At 41.7% G+C, this 17,219-nt stretch carries 16 protein-coding genes and 1 tRNA gene; 9 read left to right on the forward strand and 8 right to left on the reverse strand.

Features of this window, described 5'->3' with window-relative positions; all coding sequences use genetic code 11:
* Window positions 1–109 precede the first annotated feature (109 nt).
* Window positions 110–1,807 carry a single-stranded-DNA-specific exonuclease RecJ gene (recJ, locus tag POW22_RS02470; RefSeq protein ID WP_272830955.1) on the forward strand — a complete coding sequence of 566 codons (1,698 nt, stop codon included), beginning with the start codon at window positions 110–112 and terminating at the stop codon, window positions 1,805–1,807.
* 79 nt (window positions 1,808–1,886) lie between these two features.
* Window positions 1,887–2,546 (forward strand): peptidoglycan-binding domain-containing protein, encoded by a 660-nt coding sequence (locus tag POW22_RS02475; protein WP_272830956.1) that lies wholly within the window; start codon window positions 1,887–1,889, stop codon window positions 2,544–2,546.
* Here the strand turns inward: POW22_RS02475 and POW22_RS02480 are convergent.
* The gene (locus POW22_RS02480; RefSeq protein ID WP_272830957.1) at window positions 2,543–3,307 is read right to left on the reverse strand and encodes a UDP-2,3-diacylglucosamine diphosphatase; all 765 of its coding nucleotides are present in this window, start codon (window positions 3,305–3,307) and stop codon (window positions 2,543–2,545) included. The two genes, POW22_RS02475 and POW22_RS02480, sit on opposite strands and share 4 nt — an antisense overlap.
* Window positions 3,308–3,331: 24 nt before the next feature.
* Entirely contained in the window at window positions 3,332–3,781 is a 450-nt protein-coding gene (locus POW22_RS02485; protein ID WP_272830958.1) for a 6-pyruvoyl trahydropterin synthase family protein, read from the reverse strand.
* 268 nt (window positions 3,782–4,049) lie between these two features.
* Here POW22_RS02485 and POW22_RS02490 point away from each other — a divergent pair, with 268 nt between their 5' ends.
* The 3 genes from POW22_RS02490 (at window position 4,050) to POW22_RS02500 (ending at window position 8,161) form a co-directional block, all read left to right on the forward strand.
* A complete protein-coding gene (locus tag POW22_RS02490; protein ID WP_272830960.1) occupies window positions 4,050–5,825 on the forward strand; it encodes a sensor histidine kinase in 1,776 nt (591 codons plus the stop codon).
* Complete coding sequence (locus POW22_RS02495) at window positions 5,825–6,571, forward strand: LytR/AlgR family response regulator transcription factor (protein ID WP_272830962.1); 747 nt, start codon at window positions 5,825–5,827, stop codon at window positions 6,569–6,571. Before POW22_RS02490 ends, POW22_RS02495 begins: the two co-directional genes overlap by 1 nt.
* A gap of 111 nt (window positions 6,572–6,682) precedes the next feature.
* Entirely contained in the window at window positions 6,683–8,161 is a 1,479-nt protein-coding gene (locus POW22_RS02500) for a hypothetical protein (RefSeq protein WP_272830964.1), read from the forward strand.
* Between the two features lie 39 nt (window positions 8,162–8,200).
* On the opposite strand, the gene POW22_RS02505 is transcribed toward POW22_RS02500, so the two are convergent.
* Window positions 8,201–9,529, reverse strand: coding sequence for an MATE family efflux transporter (locus tag POW22_RS02505; protein ID WP_272830966.1), 1,329 nt, complete (start codon window positions 9,527–9,529; stop codon window positions 8,201–8,203).
* Window positions 9,522–10,040, reverse strand: coding sequence for a GNAT family N-acetyltransferase (locus POW22_RS02510; RefSeq protein WP_272830968.1), 519 nt, complete (start codon window positions 10,038–10,040; stop codon window positions 9,522–9,524). The genes POW22_RS02505 and POW22_RS02510 overlap by 8 nt, the downstream gene beginning before the upstream one ends.
* A gap of 46 nt (window positions 10,041–10,086) precedes the next feature.
* Here POW22_RS02510 and POW22_RS02515 point away from each other — a divergent pair, with 46 nt between their 5' ends.
* The 4 genes from POW22_RS02515 to POW22_RS02530 all read left to right on the forward strand — a co-directional run bounded on the left by POW22_RS02515 (window position 10,087) and on the right by POW22_RS02530 (window position 11,598).
* Window positions 10,087–10,881 (forward strand): universal stress protein, encoded by a 795-nt coding sequence (locus POW22_RS02515; protein WP_272830969.1) that lies wholly within the window; start codon window positions 10,087–10,089, stop codon window positions 10,879–10,881.
* Window positions 10,882–10,908: 27 nt separating this feature from the next.
* Window positions 10,909–10,985: transfer RNA gene (locus tag POW22_RS02520), tRNA-Ala, on the forward strand.
* A 129-nt stretch (window positions 10,986–11,114) separates the two neighbouring features.
* Window positions 11,115–11,378: a helix-turn-helix domain-containing protein gene (locus POW22_RS02525; RefSeq protein WP_272830970.1), complete on the forward strand. Its 264-nt coding sequence runs from the start codon at window positions 11,115–11,117 to the stop codon at window positions 11,376–11,378.
* A 1-nt stretch (window position 11,379) separates the two neighbouring features.
* Window positions 11,380–11,598: a hypothetical protein gene (locus POW22_RS02530; protein WP_272830971.1), complete on the forward strand. Its 219-nt coding sequence runs from the start codon at window positions 11,380–11,382 to the stop codon at window positions 11,596–11,598.
* Here the strand turns inward: POW22_RS02530 and POW22_RS02535 are convergent.
* From POW22_RS02535 to POW22_RS02550, 4 genes are read right to left on the reverse strand one after another with little or no spacing between them, the layout of a single operon-like run.
* On the reverse strand, window positions 11,595–12,113 hold the full coding sequence (locus POW22_RS02535) for a hypothetical protein (RefSeq protein WP_272830972.1): 519 nt from the start codon (window positions 12,111–12,113) through the stop codon (window positions 11,595–11,597). The two genes, POW22_RS02530 and POW22_RS02535, sit on opposite strands and share 4 nt — an antisense overlap.
* Window positions 12,110–13,309 (reverse strand): hypothetical protein, encoded by a 1,200-nt coding sequence (locus POW22_RS02540; protein WP_272830973.1) that lies wholly within the window; start codon window positions 13,307–13,309, stop codon window positions 12,110–12,112. Before POW22_RS02540 ends, POW22_RS02535 begins: the two co-directional genes overlap by 4 nt.
* Complete coding sequence (locus POW22_RS02545; RefSeq protein ID WP_272830974.1) at window positions 13,309–15,405, reverse strand: type II secretion system protein GspD; 2,097 nt, start codon at window positions 15,403–15,405, stop codon at window positions 13,309–13,311. Before POW22_RS02545 ends, POW22_RS02540 begins: the two co-directional genes overlap by 1 nt.
* The gene (locus POW22_RS02550) at window positions 15,402–16,808 is read right to left on the reverse strand and encodes a GspE/PulE family protein (protein WP_272830975.1); all 1,407 of its coding nucleotides are present in this window, start codon (window positions 16,806–16,808) and stop codon (window positions 15,402–15,404) included. The genes POW22_RS02545 and POW22_RS02550 overlap by 4 nt, the downstream gene beginning before the upstream one ends.
* Between the last annotated feature and the right edge of the window lie 411 nt (window positions 16,809–17,219).

The raw sequence follows: 17,219 nt of genomic DNA on the forward strand, positions 1-17,219 counted from the left end.
TGTGAATTTACAAATTTAAGGCGTTGAAAAGCGGGAAACCTTACATAAAAAACCGCAATTTGGCTACCTTTACTCCTGTAGTCATATCCTCCTTAATCAATCGCATCCCATGCAATGGAACCTTAAAGAAATACCTCCTCAACAAAGTGTTGACCAACTTAGAGATGCCCTAGGCATTCCCGAGGTTGTCGCTACTTTATTGGTGCAACGGGGGATCACTTCTTTTGATGCTGCTAAGGAATTCTACAGACCTTCTTTGGATGCCCTGCACGATCCTTTGTCTATGTGTGATATGGACAAGGCGGTAGCTCGTATTGAAGCCGCAATTGCCAATGAGGAATTGATCATGGTTTATGGCGATTACGATGTGGACGGCACCTGCAGCGTAGCTTTAATGGCTTCTTATTTGCTGAGTTATTACGACAGAGTTTCCACCTATATTCCAGACCGATATGCAGAGGGTTACGGCGTGTCTTTGCAGGGCATTGATTTTGCCAGTGATAATGGAGTTGGCCTTATCATCGCTTTAGATTGTGGTGTAAAAGCGATAGAACAAGTGGCCTACGCTAAAGAGCGTGAGATAGACTTTATTATTTGTGATCACCATTTACCAGGAGACCAACTTCCGGATGCTGTTGCTGTCTTGGATCCCAAGCGATCGGATTGCGATTATCCGTACAAAGAACTCTGCGGATGCGGGGTAGGTTTTAAGCTGATCCAAGCCTTAGCTGCTCAACGCAATTTGGGAATTGACTCTCTATTGCCCTATTTAGATTTGGTGGCAACAGCTATTGCGGCAGATATTGTACCTATGACAGGAGAGAACCGGGTATTGGCGGCGCACGGTTTGCAGGTAGTCAATCAACGACCACGAGCGGGAATCAAAGCACTTTTAGCGCAGCGAGATAAAACCAGTTTTGACATTAGTGATCTGGTTTTTGTGGTTGCTCCGAGGATCAATGCTGCGGGTAGAATGAAGCACGGGGATTATGCGGTTGCCCTGCTCATGGCAGACTCTGTGGATTCTTGTTTGGGATTCGCGCAAGAGATCGAGGCCTTTAATACTTCAAGGCGTTCCACAGATGAACAGATCACCGCAGAAGCTTTGGCTAAAATATTGGATCAAAAAGAAGAAGATCGCGCCACTACAGTGGTATACGAGCCACATTGGCACAAAGGCGTAATTGGGATCGTAGCCTCTCGACTTATAGAAAACTACTACCGCCCCACATTGGTGATTACCAAATCTGGAGAGCAGCTGGCAGGTTCTGCCCGCTCCGTAAGTGGCTTTGATGTGTATCAAGCTTTAGACGCTTGTAAAGAACATATGATTCAATTCGGGGGTCATAAGTACGCTGCTGGCTTCACCTTAGACGAAGCTCAATATCCTGCGTTTAAGGCTGCTTTTGAAAAGGTGGTGGCGCAAACTTTGGACGAATCTTTAAAGACCCCTCAGCTCAGTGTTGACTTAGAGCTGAAACTAGAAGACATCACCCCAAAGTTCTACCGATTGATCAAACAGTTTGCTCCTTTTGGTCCCGGGAACCGTACGCCAGTCTTTGTAAGTAGAAATTTAAAAGACTCGGGTTGGGCCAAGCAGGTCGGATCGGATCAGTCTCATTTGAAATTCAAGGCTACCGATGGTCAATACAGCTTTGACGGCATTGGATTTGGATTGGGCAAAAAGCTTGACCTTCTTCAAGACAAACAGTCTTTTGATCTGGTTTATTCCTTAGATGAGAATCATTGGAACGGTAATGTGAGCCTGCAATTACGTGCTAAGGACCTTAAAAGTTCCGATTTATAAGGCGGTCTCGTAGAATTGTGTACTTTTATTCTTGGATGCGATACCCGGTATCGTTGCAACTAACGCAATTTTTAGGGGGATGAAACAGATCATCATTTTTTTGTTGCTCATTATAGTGGGAATTATGGGCTACAACGCTTACAGTAAATACAAGAGGTTCAACCCGCCCGGGTCTGAATACCAAGCCAATAAACCCATCGATCTCAATTACTTTGATGCAAATGTAGTAACGGACTATTATAGAGCCGTTGCGCGACTAAATGGTTATGCAGCACAAATGTGGAGTTTTCACGGTATCGATGTAAGAGCCCCCAAAAAAGATAACGCGGCTACCCAAGAGGCTTTGGTAAAATATGAGGAGCTGATGGCCTCGGTAAAAGCCTTAGAGGCAAAGCTAGAAGAATCTGCTTCTCTTAAAGAACAAGGCTTGACCAATCAGCAAATAAAGTCCTTGGGTCAGAACGAGCCTAAGTCTGCAGAAGGTCAAAAAACTAAAAATCAGATGCTTTTAGACTGGTTAAGTCAAAGCCCGAAAGACTTTGATTTTGGTATGGGTGAACAAGGCCCCTTGGTGTTTGAATTGCAGGGCATTTTGATCAAAATGGGCTATGAGATGGAACACGATGGTATCTTTAGAATTGCAACCTCAAGTGCTCTAGAGGCTTTTGAAACTAAAAATGGTTTTTATGCTGATGGCCGTATGGATCCCATTACCGCCTACGCGCTTTTGACTAACTAAGAATCAGCCTCAAAAGTCTTTAAAGAAAAGGACTCGCCGTCAAATTCACCATAAGTATAATGGTTGATCCAATCACCCAGATTGATATACCTTGAGTGATCACCCACCTGAATTTCCATAGGGAGGTGTCTGTGACCAAAGATGAGGTAATCGTAATGTTTGGTTTCCAGTTTGCGCTTGCAGTATTGTACTAACCATTCCTCGTCTTCTCCCAGGAACTTCTTGTCTTCGTCTCCAGAGATGAGTTTATTCTTCACAGATAAATACTGAGCGATCCGCATGCCTATGTCTGGATGTAGCCATCTAAACAACCAGTTGAAAAACGGATTGGTGAAGACTTTCTTCATGCGTTTGTAACCCTTGTCACCAGGGCCCTTGCCGTCTCCATGTCCTAAAAGGAACTTCTTCCCGTTGAATTCAAACTCCTCATTATCTCTGTAAGTTGGAATGTTTAATTCATCCTCAAAATAGGATTTCATCCAAAGGTCGTGATTGCCCACAAAGAAGTAAATGGGTATGCCGCTATCGCGAATCTCGGCCAACTTGCCAAGCACACGAACAAAGCCTTTTGGCACGACGGTCTTATATTCAAAATAGAAATCAAAGAGATCTCCGAGCAAGAAAATTGCGGCAGCATCTTGTTTTACATCATCCAACCAACGCACAAATTTCTTTTCGCGAGGCATACTCTGCTCAGGCGTTGGAGCGCCTAAGTGGTTGTCACTGGCAAAGTAGATTTTCTTTCCTGCAGGAATTTGCATGGGTTAAAGATAGTAAATGCGCTTCTAGTTCTCAGAAGCAAACCATTCCGCAAAGCTGGTTGCGGTCTCTTGAAGTTTTAAGGAATGTAATTTGATGTCTTTTGGCAGGCGTTTCGCGATCTTTTCTGCAAAGTCAATCACCATCATTTCACTGGTGGGTTGATAGTCTACCAAGAGCACATTGTGCCCGCGATCTTGCAGCTCTTTGGCCAGCTCAACATGCGGGGTGTTCTTATTAAAAACCGTGGCGTGATCAAAGACCTCAACGATCTCCTCTTTTACGATCTTTTTTAGATCTCCAAAATCGATTACCATCCCGTGTTTGACGTGATTTGGATCGGTAATGGGTTGTCCAATCACAGTCACATAAAGGTTGTAGCTGTGCCCGTGTACATTACGGCATTTACCGTCATAACCCCAAAGGGCATGTCCTGTTTCAAAAGAGAATTGTTTGGTGATTCTGATGTTGCTCATAAGTCCGCTCCACTAAGAGCAGCAAAAGTACTAAAGAACAGCCAAATATTCTTTTTAGAAGCTCAGAAAGACATTTCAGCAGAAAGACTTGGAGAATATCTGAAGAAATAAAGATATTGAGGCTTCAAAATACAATCCGATCAAAATTCCTCCTCACATTAGACTCTTAGCTTTTATTTTATGGCTTCCGTTGCAGGCCATTTCCAGTGATCTAAATTACTGGGATAAGGCTCCCGAACAAATCGAAAGTTATACTCAGCAAGACACCTTGCGACTCAAACTAATTTATGGAATGATGCAGTATAACAATATGCGCAACATCCAAGCCAATGAGGCACTCTTAGAAGAAGCTGAGCAAATCACCGAGCAATTCGCAATGCCTAAATACCAGATCAAACTCTTGATCAATCAAGGGGAGCAATTGACCTTGGCCGGGGATTATAAAAATGCGATGATCAAGCTTTTGGAGGCCTTGGAAATGCTGGAAGAACATCCAAACACAGAAGATTTTGTCCATTTGCAAATAGCTCGGACCGAGGTTTTAAGAGAGCAAAAGATCTATGAAAAAGCTCTGGAGGAAATGCAGCGCGCCTTGGCGGTTTTAGATCCAGAAAGGCACCACTTTTTATTGGGATGGGCCAATATGCAGTTTGCCAATATTTATACTAACCTTTATGAAGATCCTCGGTACATAAAGGCCGAGCAGCACTTGGATGAGGCCGAAAAGTTCTTTTCTGTTGCAAAATCACAGACAGGGTTAGGACTGGTAGCCGTAAAGCGGGCACGCTATTTCAAAAACACGCTTTTTTCTAAATCCAATGCCGCAAAGGATCGCGAAGGGGTTTACAACCGTGTTTTGAACCTGGCGGATGAGTCTATGAACTATTATGAGCCGCTTTCTCAGAGTGCCAATATCGCTTATGCAGAATACACCAAAGCCACTGCAGCATCCATAATGGGGCTTCATGAGAATTCAATTCCATTTTACAAAGCTGCTTTGAAGAGCTATCAAAAATCTGAGAATTTATTTTTTCTCATGAAGATCCACCAACATCTTTTTGTAGCCTATTCGATCTTGGGTAATCAGCAGCAGGCCATGACAGAGAATCGGAAATTTGTGAAGCTCAAGGACAGTATTTTCGGGATGGAAAAGCGACAGCTCATCGCAGAGGCTGAGACCAAATTCGAGACCGAAAGGATTCAATCAGCCAAAGAAAAGGCAGAGATCGAAAGCAAACGCAATCGCAATTATTTAATTGGTTTAGGAGTGATGTCCTTGCTGTTACTAAGCTCAGGGATCTTCTATATTGGGCGAAGTCGGGCTCAGAAAAAAGCAGAACTCATTGCTCTAGAACTCGGAGAGACACAAAAGCGCTTGGCCTTAGAAAAACAGTATCGTGATAGTGAGCTCAAAGCTCTAAAAGCACAGATGAATCCGCATTTTATCTTCAATGCGCTCAACTCTATTCAGGAATATATCATCCTCAATGAGAAGGAGTTGGCCGGAGATTATCTGGGTAAATTCGCCGATCTGATGCGCAAGTATCTCAACTACAGTGACGCTGGTTTTATCAGCCTACAAGAAGAAGTAGACACCTTAGAAATGTATTTGGAATTGGAAGCCATTCGTTTTGAAGACTCTTTGAGTTACCGCGTTGAAATAGACCCGGAGCTCCCGGATGAATTCGTCAAGATCCCAACCATGCTCATCCAGCCCTATGTGGAGAATGCCATAAAGCACGGCTTGTTGCACAAAAAGCAAGACCGTCAGCTCAAAGTTGAATTTGCGATGGAAGATGCAAAGACCGTGCGCTGCATAATTGAAGACAATGGTGTGGGAAGAGCTCGGGTAAAAGAGATCCAACAGCAAACCCAAAACAAGCGAAAAGGCTTTGCCACCAAGGCAACGCAGTCTCGATTGGAACTGCTGAATTACCAAAAATCTCAAAAGATCGGGGTGGAGACCATTGACCTTTTTGATAAAGAAGGAATCGCCTGCGGAACCCGAGTTGTATTGTCCATTCCTATTAAAAAAGAATTGTGATGAAGTGTATCATCATTGATGACGAACCCAAAGCGCGACGCCTATTGCGTATTCTTGTTGAAGAGAATTGTCCTAAGATCACTGAGATTTTGGAGGCAGGAGACTTGTTGTCTGGTGTTGAGATAATCAAAGAACAGGAACCCAGTATTGTCTTTCTGGATATTGAAATGCCGGAACATTCTGGTTTGGAGATCTTGGAATTCATAGAGAAAGATGTGGTCAATTTTGAGATCATTTTCACCACAGCCTACAGTGAATACGCCATTGAAGCTTTTCAATTGGCCGCGGTAGATTATTTGCTCAAACCAGTAAGGCCTGCTCAGGTAAAACAAGCCGTTGAAAAAGCGGTGAACCTATTAGGCAAGTCTCAGATCAATGAGAAGCTGGAGTCTTTGAGAAGCACTTTACTTAAAGGAGAATTCAATAAGATCGCTTTGCCAGTCAGTGATGGAGTCCAATTTGTTCCCATAGATGAGATCATCCTTTTAAAGGCTGAAGGCATGTATACTACTTTTTACACCCAAGCAGGTGAGTTGGTGGTGAGCAAACCGCTCAAGAACTTTGTACCAACCCTACAGGAGAAAAGCAATTTCTATCGTCCACATCGTTCGTATTTGATCAATCTCAAGTACATCAAACAGTACGTAAAAAGTGATGGTGGTTATATTGTTATGGACAATGACCAGCAGGTTTCCATAAGCAGAGACAAGCGGGATGAGTTCTTTGCTTTTATCAGTAATCTGTAGGTTTCTTTAGGCTGATGGGATTCAGCAATTCAAATTGACATTTCAGCAATTCGCGACCGCTTAAGGGCTTGATTAGGGCTAGCTTAGCTTCCATAATCAAACCGTCACACGATGAAACTAATCAAAAATTTAATGCTCCTTTTTGCCATCAGCTTTTTTGTGGTAGGCTGTGAGCAAGAACTATTACAAGAAGAAGTATCCTCTGAAGAAACCGCTACAACCGTTCGCGGCAAAGCTGCTGATGCCTTTATCCGCAGAGGAAAACTCAAGCAACGCCCCCGCTTTGGCTACAAAGTAGTCACTGTTGTTGCAGACATCAATGACCTTGTACAACGCATTGATGGAGAGGTATTCAGCACCAATGAATTTATCCCTACAATTGACATTTATTCTGCAGAGGCCACTGCCTTTGACGGAGAAGATAAAAAGTTTATCTTTAATGGTTTAGACTTTGAAAATGGAAGTCCGAACGGCTGGCCAATCAAGCAAAAGATCAGTTTTTATGATATGGAAGATCAACAAGTTGGGACTCCACAAGAACTTTGGTTAACGCCTCAAGACGATGATGGAGTAGATATTTTGTCCGTTAAGATCAAGCAAAATGGCCCAAGAGGAGCTTATAAGATCAAAACTAAGATCCAAGCTGTTGACAGCACAGATTCTTCTACTGTCACTTATTATTTCACAGCCATTAGCGAAGATGGAATGTTAGAGAAAGACAAGACCGTTGGTTACGAACCATCGGATCGCGTTTACAGTTTTAAGGAAGTTACTGGACTCTCAGCAGAGACAGAATCTATTGAATATAACGATGGTGAGGACCTTCGTAGTAAGATCAATCCAGAGACCAATTCTGTTGGAGTTATTGTTGAGGTAAGAAACGAGCTTGGACAAATCATGGATGACGACCTTTTTGTAGTCAATATTGAAAACACGGCTCCGGAGGGCATTCAGATCAAAAACACCAAGCACAGAGTTCGCACCAACGGCAACAGCGTTATTCGCGTGAAGCTAGAAGGTACTGACGTGGAACAAGCCAGCTATGTGGAATGGCCAGAACTAGATGGTGGAGGTCGCGTGAAATTGAACGCAACCGGGGAGTTAGACTTTGAATTCGTATCAGATCCTCAGCCTATAGAAAATGTAAGTATTGGAGATTTCTATCAAGTTCCATTGAGCGTTTTCAATGAAGGTGGAGAAGTTATTGCCGTTCTGGAAGCAGAATTCAATGTAACAGGGCCAACACCTACGGACCCAGTCACTTTTGGAACTCTAGCTATTCAAAGCATGGCTGGAGGCGATGCTTATGAAATGAGCATTTCCGCACTAACTATTGGAGATGCTGATGCGAACCCAATCGAGTTCATGACAGTGATCTTTGAAGAACCTTTTGAAGGGCCTGCCCCTCTAGAAACAGAGGTAAATTTGTCTTTTATGGGGATAGATGGCGATTTACCTACCTACGGTCGTGGCGACATTGTATTTGAAGCCGCACCTATAGGTTTTCCTTATCCGGTTAAGATCCTTGCCTTTGATGTGGAAGGCAACGTAATAGCGGAAACAACACAGGAAGTTGTGATAGAAGAGTAGCTCTTCAATGTTCTAAGCCTCGGTCTTTGGATCGGGGCTTTATTTTTTGGCCAAGACGTAGTACTTATTTTTATACTTGACAATCAAGGCCAAGGCGCGATAAAGGATCCAAACCAGCAGCGCATACCAGATCCCATCCATCTGCAGATCAAAATACTTACTGATGAATAGCGTCGGGATGAAACCTAAAATCGTGGAGCCGAGTAATACGTTACGCAAGTATTTCATCTCACCCAAACCTTTAAAGACCGCATCTAAAGTAAAAGCCATAGCACTAATCGGCATCGACACTAAAACATACCAAAAGATATCGTTGTATACAGCGAGCACTTCGGGTTCTTTATTGAATAATACCCCCAACGGCGTGTAGAAAATGATACCAACGGTGATGAGGATTGCACTGACCACCAAGTTGTAACCGCAGACCTTTTTGGTGAGTGACCACAAACCTTTATAATCTTGTCCTCCTAGCAAACGCCCGCCAAGTATATTCCCAGCCGCACCGTATCCGTCTAAGAAAAAGGCCGCAAAAAGCCAGAGGTTTATGGCAATGGTATATCCCGCAATTTCATTATCCCCGAGAGAAGTAGCCTCTCTAACGGCCAAGATCAAAGCGGCGTTCAAGGCTAAAGAGCGCACCACCAAGTTCCCCCACATACTCACCAAACGCTTGACTTCTGGGTGGAGGGTTTTTTTAAAGCGGAGTGAAACTTTGGTTTTTGTTTTGAGCAAAACCGTAACTAAAATGGCCATCACAGCCTGAGCGATCAAACTGGCCCAAGCAGCGCCTTTAATGTTCATGGGGTCGATAAGTCCTTCTACACCATAGACCAAGGCAAAGTCTAGAATGATGTTAACCACCACGCCCGTTGTGGCCACAATCATCGGCCAAAAGGTGTTTTGCAGGCCTCTAAAAATCCCAAAGATGGCAAAGGTGTATAGCGTTAGCGGGAAGCCCCAAACACGAATGTTGTAATAGTCCACACTGTAATCCAGTATGCGTCCGTCTGCCTCCATTAGAATGAATATCTGACGGGAAAAGAAATAGGTTGAGGCCAAAATGATCAGGCTTGTCAGCACATTGAAAAAAACTGCTTGTGCCGGGAAGCTGCGGAGTTTTTCCAAATTCCCTGCTCCTAAATTTTGACTGATTATCGCTGTGATTGCGGACCGTGACTGCCCAAGCACCCAAATAAAGGTAGAGAGCAGTGTCCCCACAATTCCAGCCGCTGCCAGGGATTCTTTTCCAAACTCCGGTATATTCCCAACTACGGCCGTATCTGTAAGAGATAACACCGGTTCTGCAATACCAGAAATAATTGCTGGAATCGCCAGTTGCTGAATCCTTTTAAACGAGATATCAACCAAGACCTTTAGTGTTTAAGGGCAGTTCGTAACAGTAAAAAGGATGCTCGCTCTGTTTTGGGAAATAGATATTACCCAAACGTTGATATCCACGGGCTTCATAGAATTTTTGATTCCGATGGTTTTGACTAAAAGTATCCAAACGCACGGAGGTCACATTATTGACCTTGGCCAGACCTTCTGCAAAATCCATAAGCGAACGCGCCAAACCTTGTCCCTGGAATTGCGGATGCACCGCCAGGCGATGAATATAGTACTGTTTAGCGTCTTTGGTCAACCAATCGATCTCTTGATATTCTTCATCCTTGAGGGTGGAAATGGTAATGGTTCCCGCAAGGATGTCATCTTGGAATAAAAGGTAGAGTTCTTTGCGTTTTAAGTCGTTTTCAAAAGCTGCTTTTGAAGGGTAATGTGCATTCCACTGATAGATGCCTCGGGAGATCATATCCTGAGCGCAAGCCGCTGTGAGGGCCAGTATTTGCGGTATTTCTTCTTTTTTTGCGAGCCGAATCATTAATTCGCATTACTTTTGTGTAAAGGTAATTAAACCCACCACCAAAATGAAGAAGATAATCGTACCGGTTGGAAACACCGAAAACGGAATCAACAATTTGAACTATGCTGTAAAGTTTGCCTCCATGAGTGGAGCCACAGTTTACCTCGTAAACCTTTACAGAGAGTTCTCTAAAGTTGGGGGTCTTACCAAGGTCAATGAGTTGCTACATGAAGAGAGTGAAGCACAACTGCAAAAGATCATTGACTCGGTTGATACGGGAGATGTAGAAGTACTTGCTCGTGCTATCAAAGGAGATCCTTTTGATGGTATTACCCGAATTGCCAATCAATTGGAGGTAGATCTTATGATCGTTTCTCCTCAGAGTATTGACATTAAAGATGAGGTCTACTTAGGCAGCATTACCGGAAAGATCATCAAAGAAACAGACATTCCTGTTTTGGTGATCCCACAAGATTATATCTTTAGAAAGGTTGAAGTGATCCTTATGGCCATTAAAAGTGGTAGAATCGTAAAAGAAGGTTTGTTGGACCCACTTAAATCCATGCTGAACCTATTCTCTGCTAAACTCAACGTATTGCACGTGATCACTCCAGATGCTGATGAGAATGACCTAGAACACGATGAAGCATTAAAGGAATTGGAAAGCAACACCAAAACCACAGAAAACGCTACTATCTATCAAGGAGTATTGGAGCACTTCCAATCCAACAATCCGGACATGCTTTGCGTGATCCGCAGAAAGCGTGGATTCTTCCAAAAGCTGTGGGAAACCTCAGCAGTTATGAAAAAAGACTTTTACACCAGCAAACCTTTGCTGATCTTAAGCGGGCAAGAATAAAATTTTACTATTTTTGCTTCCCACAATGGGGATGTAGCTCAGTTGGCTAGAGCGCTTGACTGGCAGTCAAGAGGTCGTCGGTTCGAATCCGATCTTCTCCACCAGATTTAGAAGGGTCTTACAGGAATGTAAGGCCCTTTTTTATTTTCATTTGCACACAATTTGCACGCAGTTTAATCTATTGTAAATCACAGTATAATTATTAATTTTAAGAGAAATGATTTATTCAGGAGATGAAAGTGATTTGTTTACAAGATGAAGCTTTTTATGCGCTTGTCGAAGAAGTAGTAACTCGAATAAAAGAGAAGCACGATGTAAAAGAGGATAAGTGGATTAATACTGAGAAAGCTATGCAACTTTTAAATATCAGAAGTAAGACGACTCTCCAAAAACTGCGGGATAATCAAGAAATAGTATTCACTCAGCCACAGAGGAAGATTATTTTATACGATCAAGAATCAATTATAGAATATCTAGAACGAAATGTGAAAAGTTGATATGAAAGATCTATATGTAACAGGAGTCAATCATGGATTTATTTTGGGTCAATATAGGACTGACTTAATTAAATCTCTATTGGAAACGGATAATGAAACAATCTATATTGATGGTTTAAGAGCGGGGTTTTCAATTTCTCAAGAGAGAACACATGTTAAACGCAAAGCTGAACTAAGAGATATCAGAATGAAAAATAAAGATTTGGATCTAGAACGTTAGTTATTTTCTAGTGATTGCATTATAACTTTCATTTTTAAAACTTCTCTTCTTTTTCGATAATTCTTGCTTTTGTAGAAAGAAACAAAGGCTAGTGAGCCTATATTCAAGTTTTGTTCTAAGCCGTATACAATGTCTAAAAGCTTGTTGTAATCTCCACTTAACTCAAAAGAGTAAGAGACTACGGTTCCATTATTATTTTCAAATCGATGAGGCTCACCGAATTCAACAATTTTAATTGAACTATTATCTTTTTGTTGGTTAAGATATTCTAAGAGCCCATTTTGTATAGTTGTATTCCTTAGATTATTATTCTCCAAGATTGAATCAGCGTGCTTTTCCCGTTGAGATAATTGTAGATTTAGCTCCGCTAGACTAGCTAAACTAACCCCATTTTGTTCAAGCTGAGTCACCTCTTCAGAAAGCAATAATGTCTTTTTAAATGCCAATTGATAGCATAAGACAAAGCTCATAACAAACACTCCGGTAAGCACAAGAATTTTGCGGTCTAAGATCATTGAGGCTGAAGTTTAATGGTTAATGAGAAGATGGAAGAAGATCTCGATTCATCTGAAAACCCATCAACCTGAGTAGTTAAAATAAATCTCAATTGCTCAATATCAGAAATCCATTGTGCAAATTTCTTTGGATTGTTCGTAGTCCCATGTATATAAATGTGGTCCCCGAGAATATTGATCTCTTTGTCGGCACGAATGCTTCCTACCAGGGGCTGGTAAGTAAATTCAATTAGCTGAATATGATTTGGCACAGTGGCGACAATTCGATTCAAATAAAATGAAGACTTAGATCCTGAGTTTGAAAGTATTGATTTAACTATTGCTTCTTTTTGCTCAAGATCGCTTTTTCGAGAGGCATAATTTTCTTGTTGAGTCTTAATTAGCTGCTCTTGCTCAGTTAGCATTTGCTTTTTCGCGTAAAGGCTATTAAACACAATTGCATTGATTAGTAATAATGTGAATAGAAAAGCCCCCGCAATTTTCCATCCTCTTGAGAAGATCTGTTTGCCTCTGAAGCTTATTTTAAGACTCTGAGCGAGCTTAGCCAGATTTGTGTATGGATTGTCAACTAAATAATTCGAAAGTGCCGAGAGCGCGATTAAATGCGCTGATTCTATTTGGTCTGATTGAATTTTGACTTTTTCACTCCTTTGTGGCACGGAAGCGTAGTTCACGATTCCTTCATCATCAATGTCAACCGTTCCCGACGCACAGGGTATTTTGTGTGGTTCCTTGAAAATAGATTTTATACTACTGAGGCTTGAAAAGCCAAGAGAGACACCAACAACATTTATATTCTTTTCATTTAGGGAGGCTACTATTTTTTCAACAGCGGTTTTGCGACAGATAGCAATAAAAAAGCCACTTTTTCCTTTGACTGCATCAAAGTAAAAATCATCTAAGCGAATACTCGGAAAAGCCTTCAATATCAAATCTTCCGAATAAGAAGACTCCTTTGGTAAATGCTTAATAAGGACCTGATTGGTATTTATGACTAATGTGCAGTGCCTTTGTTTTCCTATCCAATTAGTAAGTTCTTCATCACTTTTAAGTGTCGATGCAGCAATCTCAGTAAACCAATTTTCCCTTCTATCCGCTTTGAGCGCATGATATAAGGGCATACCTTCAAATTCTGAAAACTCGATACAGGCATATTTAGAGCCATACAAACCATATGTCCTAAATCCTTTAATCACTAACGAATTACTGTTGGTTTAATAAGGACCGTTAAATTTCTCTTGGTATCTTCTCTTCGGCGTTTACTGAAAAGCCATTTAATGACAGGAATTCTTGCCAAAAAAGGAACGCCTGACCCAGTATCATCCTTAATGATTTGTTCAATCCCACCTAGCACCGCAACATCCTGGTCTTTCATGATCAGAATTGAAGAAAACTCTCTGGTATTAATATCTGGTGGAGCGTCATCGGCGATTCTGGTTCCACTAAAACTTGATTGAACTACTCGAACATCCATCGTAATTTGGCCATCTGCAGAAACAAATGGATTAAACTCAAGAGCTAATTCTGCGGTGATTGGCAAATAGTTTACTATCGTATTTGTTTGCGGGTTTTGGCTGCCGATGATCGTTTGATTGGTAATTGTGTAATAGGTAGTTTGACTGGTTGATAGATATGCCTTGTGACCATTCAATGCACTTAGCTGTGGAGTAGATAAAATCTTAATATTACCGTTGGTTTCATTAGCCTTGATATCAACATAGAATTCGGGCAATACCTTTCCTAGATTAAGACTTCCAAAACCATCAAAACCACCAATAATTCGGTTCACACGATCAGACCCCAAGCGTATGTCAGTTGATGGGAATATTGAGCCAGAAGTAGAAGACGGTTCTTCACCTAGTCCAAATGAAACTCCCGCTTCAACTAAAGCGGTGCGATCCACTTCCATAATCATTACTTCAATTAAAATGAGTGGAACTTTTCGATCTATCTGAGCCAGAAACTCTTTGAAACGAGCTACTTGCACTCCAGGGCCGCTAACCACAAAACTATTGAGCTGATAGTCAGTTTTTATAATGAGTCCCTCACGTATGCTCTCTGGGATCAGGGTTTCCAGAGATAATTTCTTAGTTGATACCAGTCCTGTTTGAACCCCTCCACTTTGAGTTGCAGGTTGCGCTGTTGAAACCCCAAAGCGCGATGAGCCTGTAGTAAAAGATTGGTTGAGTTGCTGGGTGAAGGAACGTTTTGGGTCCTCTAAAATATTTATCGAACGATTAAGAAGCGGAATTACCTCAAGTTGTTTTAACGTCAACTGATCATCAGTTCCGTAATAATAGATATTATCTTCTCTACGGAAGGTAAAGGTTGGTGCGCTTTGAGTTGCCCCTCGAGTAGTTCCAGAAGCTGTTTGACTATCAATGACAGCACTCTCGAAAATACGATTCAAAAGCAAATCGTAGCTAATGGCATTAGCCTTAACGCTAGCAACACCCGCACCATCGAGTGGCGAGGCTGTGAAAACCGATAAACCAAGCTCATCACTTAAGGTATAGATAACATCTGCAATTGGTGTATTTTGAAGGTCAACTTCAACTATACCTGCAACAGAATCAAGAACGCGATAGTAGAAACTTCGACCAATTCGTCTTTGTGGGCGTTGACCACCTTGAGCTCCAGCCTGAGCTGTATTGGTGCTATAATCAGCTTCAAAAACATAGAACCCATCTCTGGAAACCGTCAGATTTAATCCATTTGTCTCTGCAAGCTTGGCAAGGCCAACATCTAGGTTCACATCGTTTAGATAAAGCGTTAGGGGTGTGGCTACTAGTCCCGGAGAAAACAACAAGTTTTTGCCCGTTTCATCCATTATTTTACGAAATACACGCTCCAGCTTATCATTCTTCAAATCAAAACTAATGGTATTTCGATCCGCTTTAAAAAAGACACCCACGACACGTTCATCAGCTGTTGGAGCCATGTATTTTTTAAACGACATGATATTACCGGTAAAACGTATATCTAGTTCATACTCTTGGGTTAGAAATACGAGGATATCCTTTACAGAAACATTTGGGAAGTTATTGATTAGCGTAATGGATTCGAGCTCTGGATCGACATTCACATTTAAGCCGTGGATGTCTGCAATTGCTAGTAAAAATGTAGATAATGAGGTGTTTGAAATACTAATATTGAGCGTTTCATCCAGCCCCGGGGTACTAACAGAAAGGATCTCCAGCTGATTTTTAATGCTTTGTGTCCGGGTGTCATTCTGTCCATGGGCGGAGAAGACATATGCAACTAGAAATATTACGAGTAAGAGTCTTTTCATTGATGCGATTTTAATAATGCGTAGACTTCATCGATACTGGTTACTCCAGCATTGACTAGACGAAGCGCATTACTTTTGAGGGTTTTAATTTCTTTTCGTTCTAAATATTCGTCAATTTGAAGTTGATTATCTCTGATTGAAAGCTCAAGTTCTTCATCAATTGGAAGTACTTCATACACCGCTATTCGTCCTTTATACCCAGTATAGTAGCAGTGTTCACAACCAACTGCCTTATAACTCGCCGTTATGGTATTCAGGTCAAATTCTCTTGGGACATCTTTACTGGTTACGCTATGAGGTTGTTTGCACTTTGGACACAGTTTTCTGACTAGTCGCTGAGCAACACTTAGAGATAATGTACCTGCGAGAAGGTACGATGGCACTCCCATGTCGATAAGACGAGAGATGGTAGCCCATGCTGAATTAGTGTGGATAGTTGAGAGCACTAAGTGACCCGTTAAAGCAGCCTTTATCGCCATGTTAGCCGTCTTTTCATCACGGATCTCACCAACCATAATTATGTCTGGATCCTGTCGCAAAAAGGTGCGTAATGCTTTAGGGAAATCAAAACCTATGTCCTCCTTCAGTTGGACTTGATTGATGCCTTCAAGAGTATACTCAATGGGATCTTCTATTGTTACAATATTAGAGCGCTCTTCATTTAGCTTCTTTAAAGTACCATAAAGAGTAGTCGTTTTTCCAGATCCTGTAGGACCAGAAATCAAGATAATACCATTGGGGTCCTTAATAGCTTCCAAGTAAGTAGCCAGCTCTTCACGTGAAAATCCGAGATCTTTGAGGTCAGCTGCTTCAGAATTGCGCTGAAGAATTCGAAGCACCACTTTTTCACCATACAAAGTGGGCATTGTAGAAACCCTGAGGTCGTAATTCTTATTGCCTTCATTAATGCTAATACGGCCGTCTTGAGATATTCGTTTTTGCGATATATCAAGATCTGCTTTAATCTTTATTTGATTAACAAGCTCTGGATACTTAGTGAGCGGCACCTCATATTGGGTTTTCAGATTCCCATCAAGCCTAAACCTAATTCTCCCAAAGGACTCATAGGGTTCAATGTGAATATCACTACTCCCAAACTCTTGTGCAGAGGTAAGTAATTGTTCAAGAAAATCTTGGTCCCCAAGAGTTAGCGCTCGCCCACCAATTGACTCTCGGTAATTTGCTGATAAAAAACTATTAATGAGCTCTTTTGATGATACTTCTAAAGTAAATGGGAATTCTAAAACAACTTTTAATTCAGTCTCCAAGGAAGTTAAATCAGCACTATCGGTGAGAAGCACCACGTGACCGTTTGATCCGGCTTTAGGAACAATACGGTAATGAAAGGCCTCTTTAGAACCTATACGCTGTTTTAGCGATACGGGAAGCTGAAATTCACTCATCTACTACTGATATATGTTGGGGGACCACCCAAACCAATTACTCAAGTATACACCTAGTAAGAACAAGGCCATGGTTCCGGCAAGGGGGAGATATTTCGAGCCAGACTTGAGTCTTAAAAATAAGGAAATTATCACTGAAAAAAGAAGCGAAAACACAAAGAAATTTAGAAAACTGAGTGTTGGAAAACTTACCGCGAAGGCAAAGAAAAAGAGCACATCTCCAAGTCCTAAGGTGCCATTGATAAATGGTTTCTTTAATTTAAACTTTGAATACGCATAAAGACATAGGATTATGATTCCAATAAGAGCCAAATTAGTCAGCAAAGCCTTTATTACATCCATCCAGCTGCTATTTGACACAAAGAGGCAAAAACCAAAGGCTGCCATGACAGGAAACAGAAACCAATAAAC

This window comes from Gilvibacter sediminis (genome assembly GCF_028561565.1).
Classification (GTDB): domain Bacteria; phylum Bacteroidota; class Bacteroidia; order Flavobacteriales; family Flavobacteriaceae; genus Gilvibacter; species Gilvibacter sediminis.

What these genes read in the sequence shown, in the direction of transcription:
- recJ (WP_272830955.1), top strand. Translation starts at nt 110, where the DNA reads ATGCAATGGAACCTTAAAGAAATACCTCCTCAACAAAGTGTTGACCAA.
- POW22_RS02530 (WP_272830971.1), top strand. Translation starts at nt 11,380, where the DNA reads ATGAAAGATCTATATGTAACAGGAGTCAATCATGGATTTATTTTGGGT.
- POW22_RS02525 (WP_272830970.1), top strand. Translation starts at nt 11,115, where the DNA reads ATGAAAGTGATTTGTTTACAAGATGAAGCTTTTTATGCGCTTGTCGAA.
- POW22_RS02510 (WP_272830968.1), bottom strand. Translation starts at nt 10,040, where the DNA reads ATGATTCGGCTCGCAAAAAAAGAAGAAATACCGCAAATACTGGCCCTC.
- POW22_RS02535 (WP_272830972.1), bottom strand. Translation starts at nt 12,113, where the DNA reads ATGATCTTAGACCGCAAAATTCTTGTGCTTACCGGAGTGTTTGTTATG.
- POW22_RS02475 (WP_272830956.1), top strand. Translation starts at nt 1,887, where the DNA reads ATGAAACAGATCATCATTTTTTTGTTGCTCATTATAGTGGGAATTATG.
- POW22_RS02550 (WP_272830975.1), bottom strand. Translation starts at nt 16,808, where the DNA reads ATGAGTGAATTTCAGCTTCCCGTATCGCTAAAACAGCGTATAGGTTCT.
- POW22_RS02545 (WP_272830974.1), bottom strand. Translation starts at nt 15,405, where the DNA reads ATGAAAAGACTCTTACTCGTAATATTTCTAGTTGCATATGTCTTCTCC.
- POW22_RS02515 (WP_272830969.1), top strand. Translation starts at nt 10,087, where the DNA reads ATGAAGAAGATAATCGTACCGGTTGGAAACACCGAAAACGGAATCAAC.
- POW22_RS02500 (WP_272830964.1), top strand. Translation starts at nt 6,683, where the DNA reads ATGAAACTAATCAAAAATTTAATGCTCCTTTTTGCCATCAGCTTTTTT.
- POW22_RS02480 (WP_272830957.1), bottom strand. Translation starts at nt 3,307, where the DNA reads ATGCAAATTCCTGCAGGAAAGAAAATCTACTTTGCCAGTGACAACCAC.
- POW22_RS02485 (WP_272830958.1), bottom strand. Translation starts at nt 3,781, where the DNA reads ATGAGCAACATCAGAATCACCAAACAATTCTCTTTTGAAACAGGACAT.
- POW22_RS02495 (WP_272830962.1), top strand. Translation starts at nt 5,825, where the DNA reads ATGAAGTGTATCATCATTGATGACGAACCCAAAGCGCGACGCCTATTG.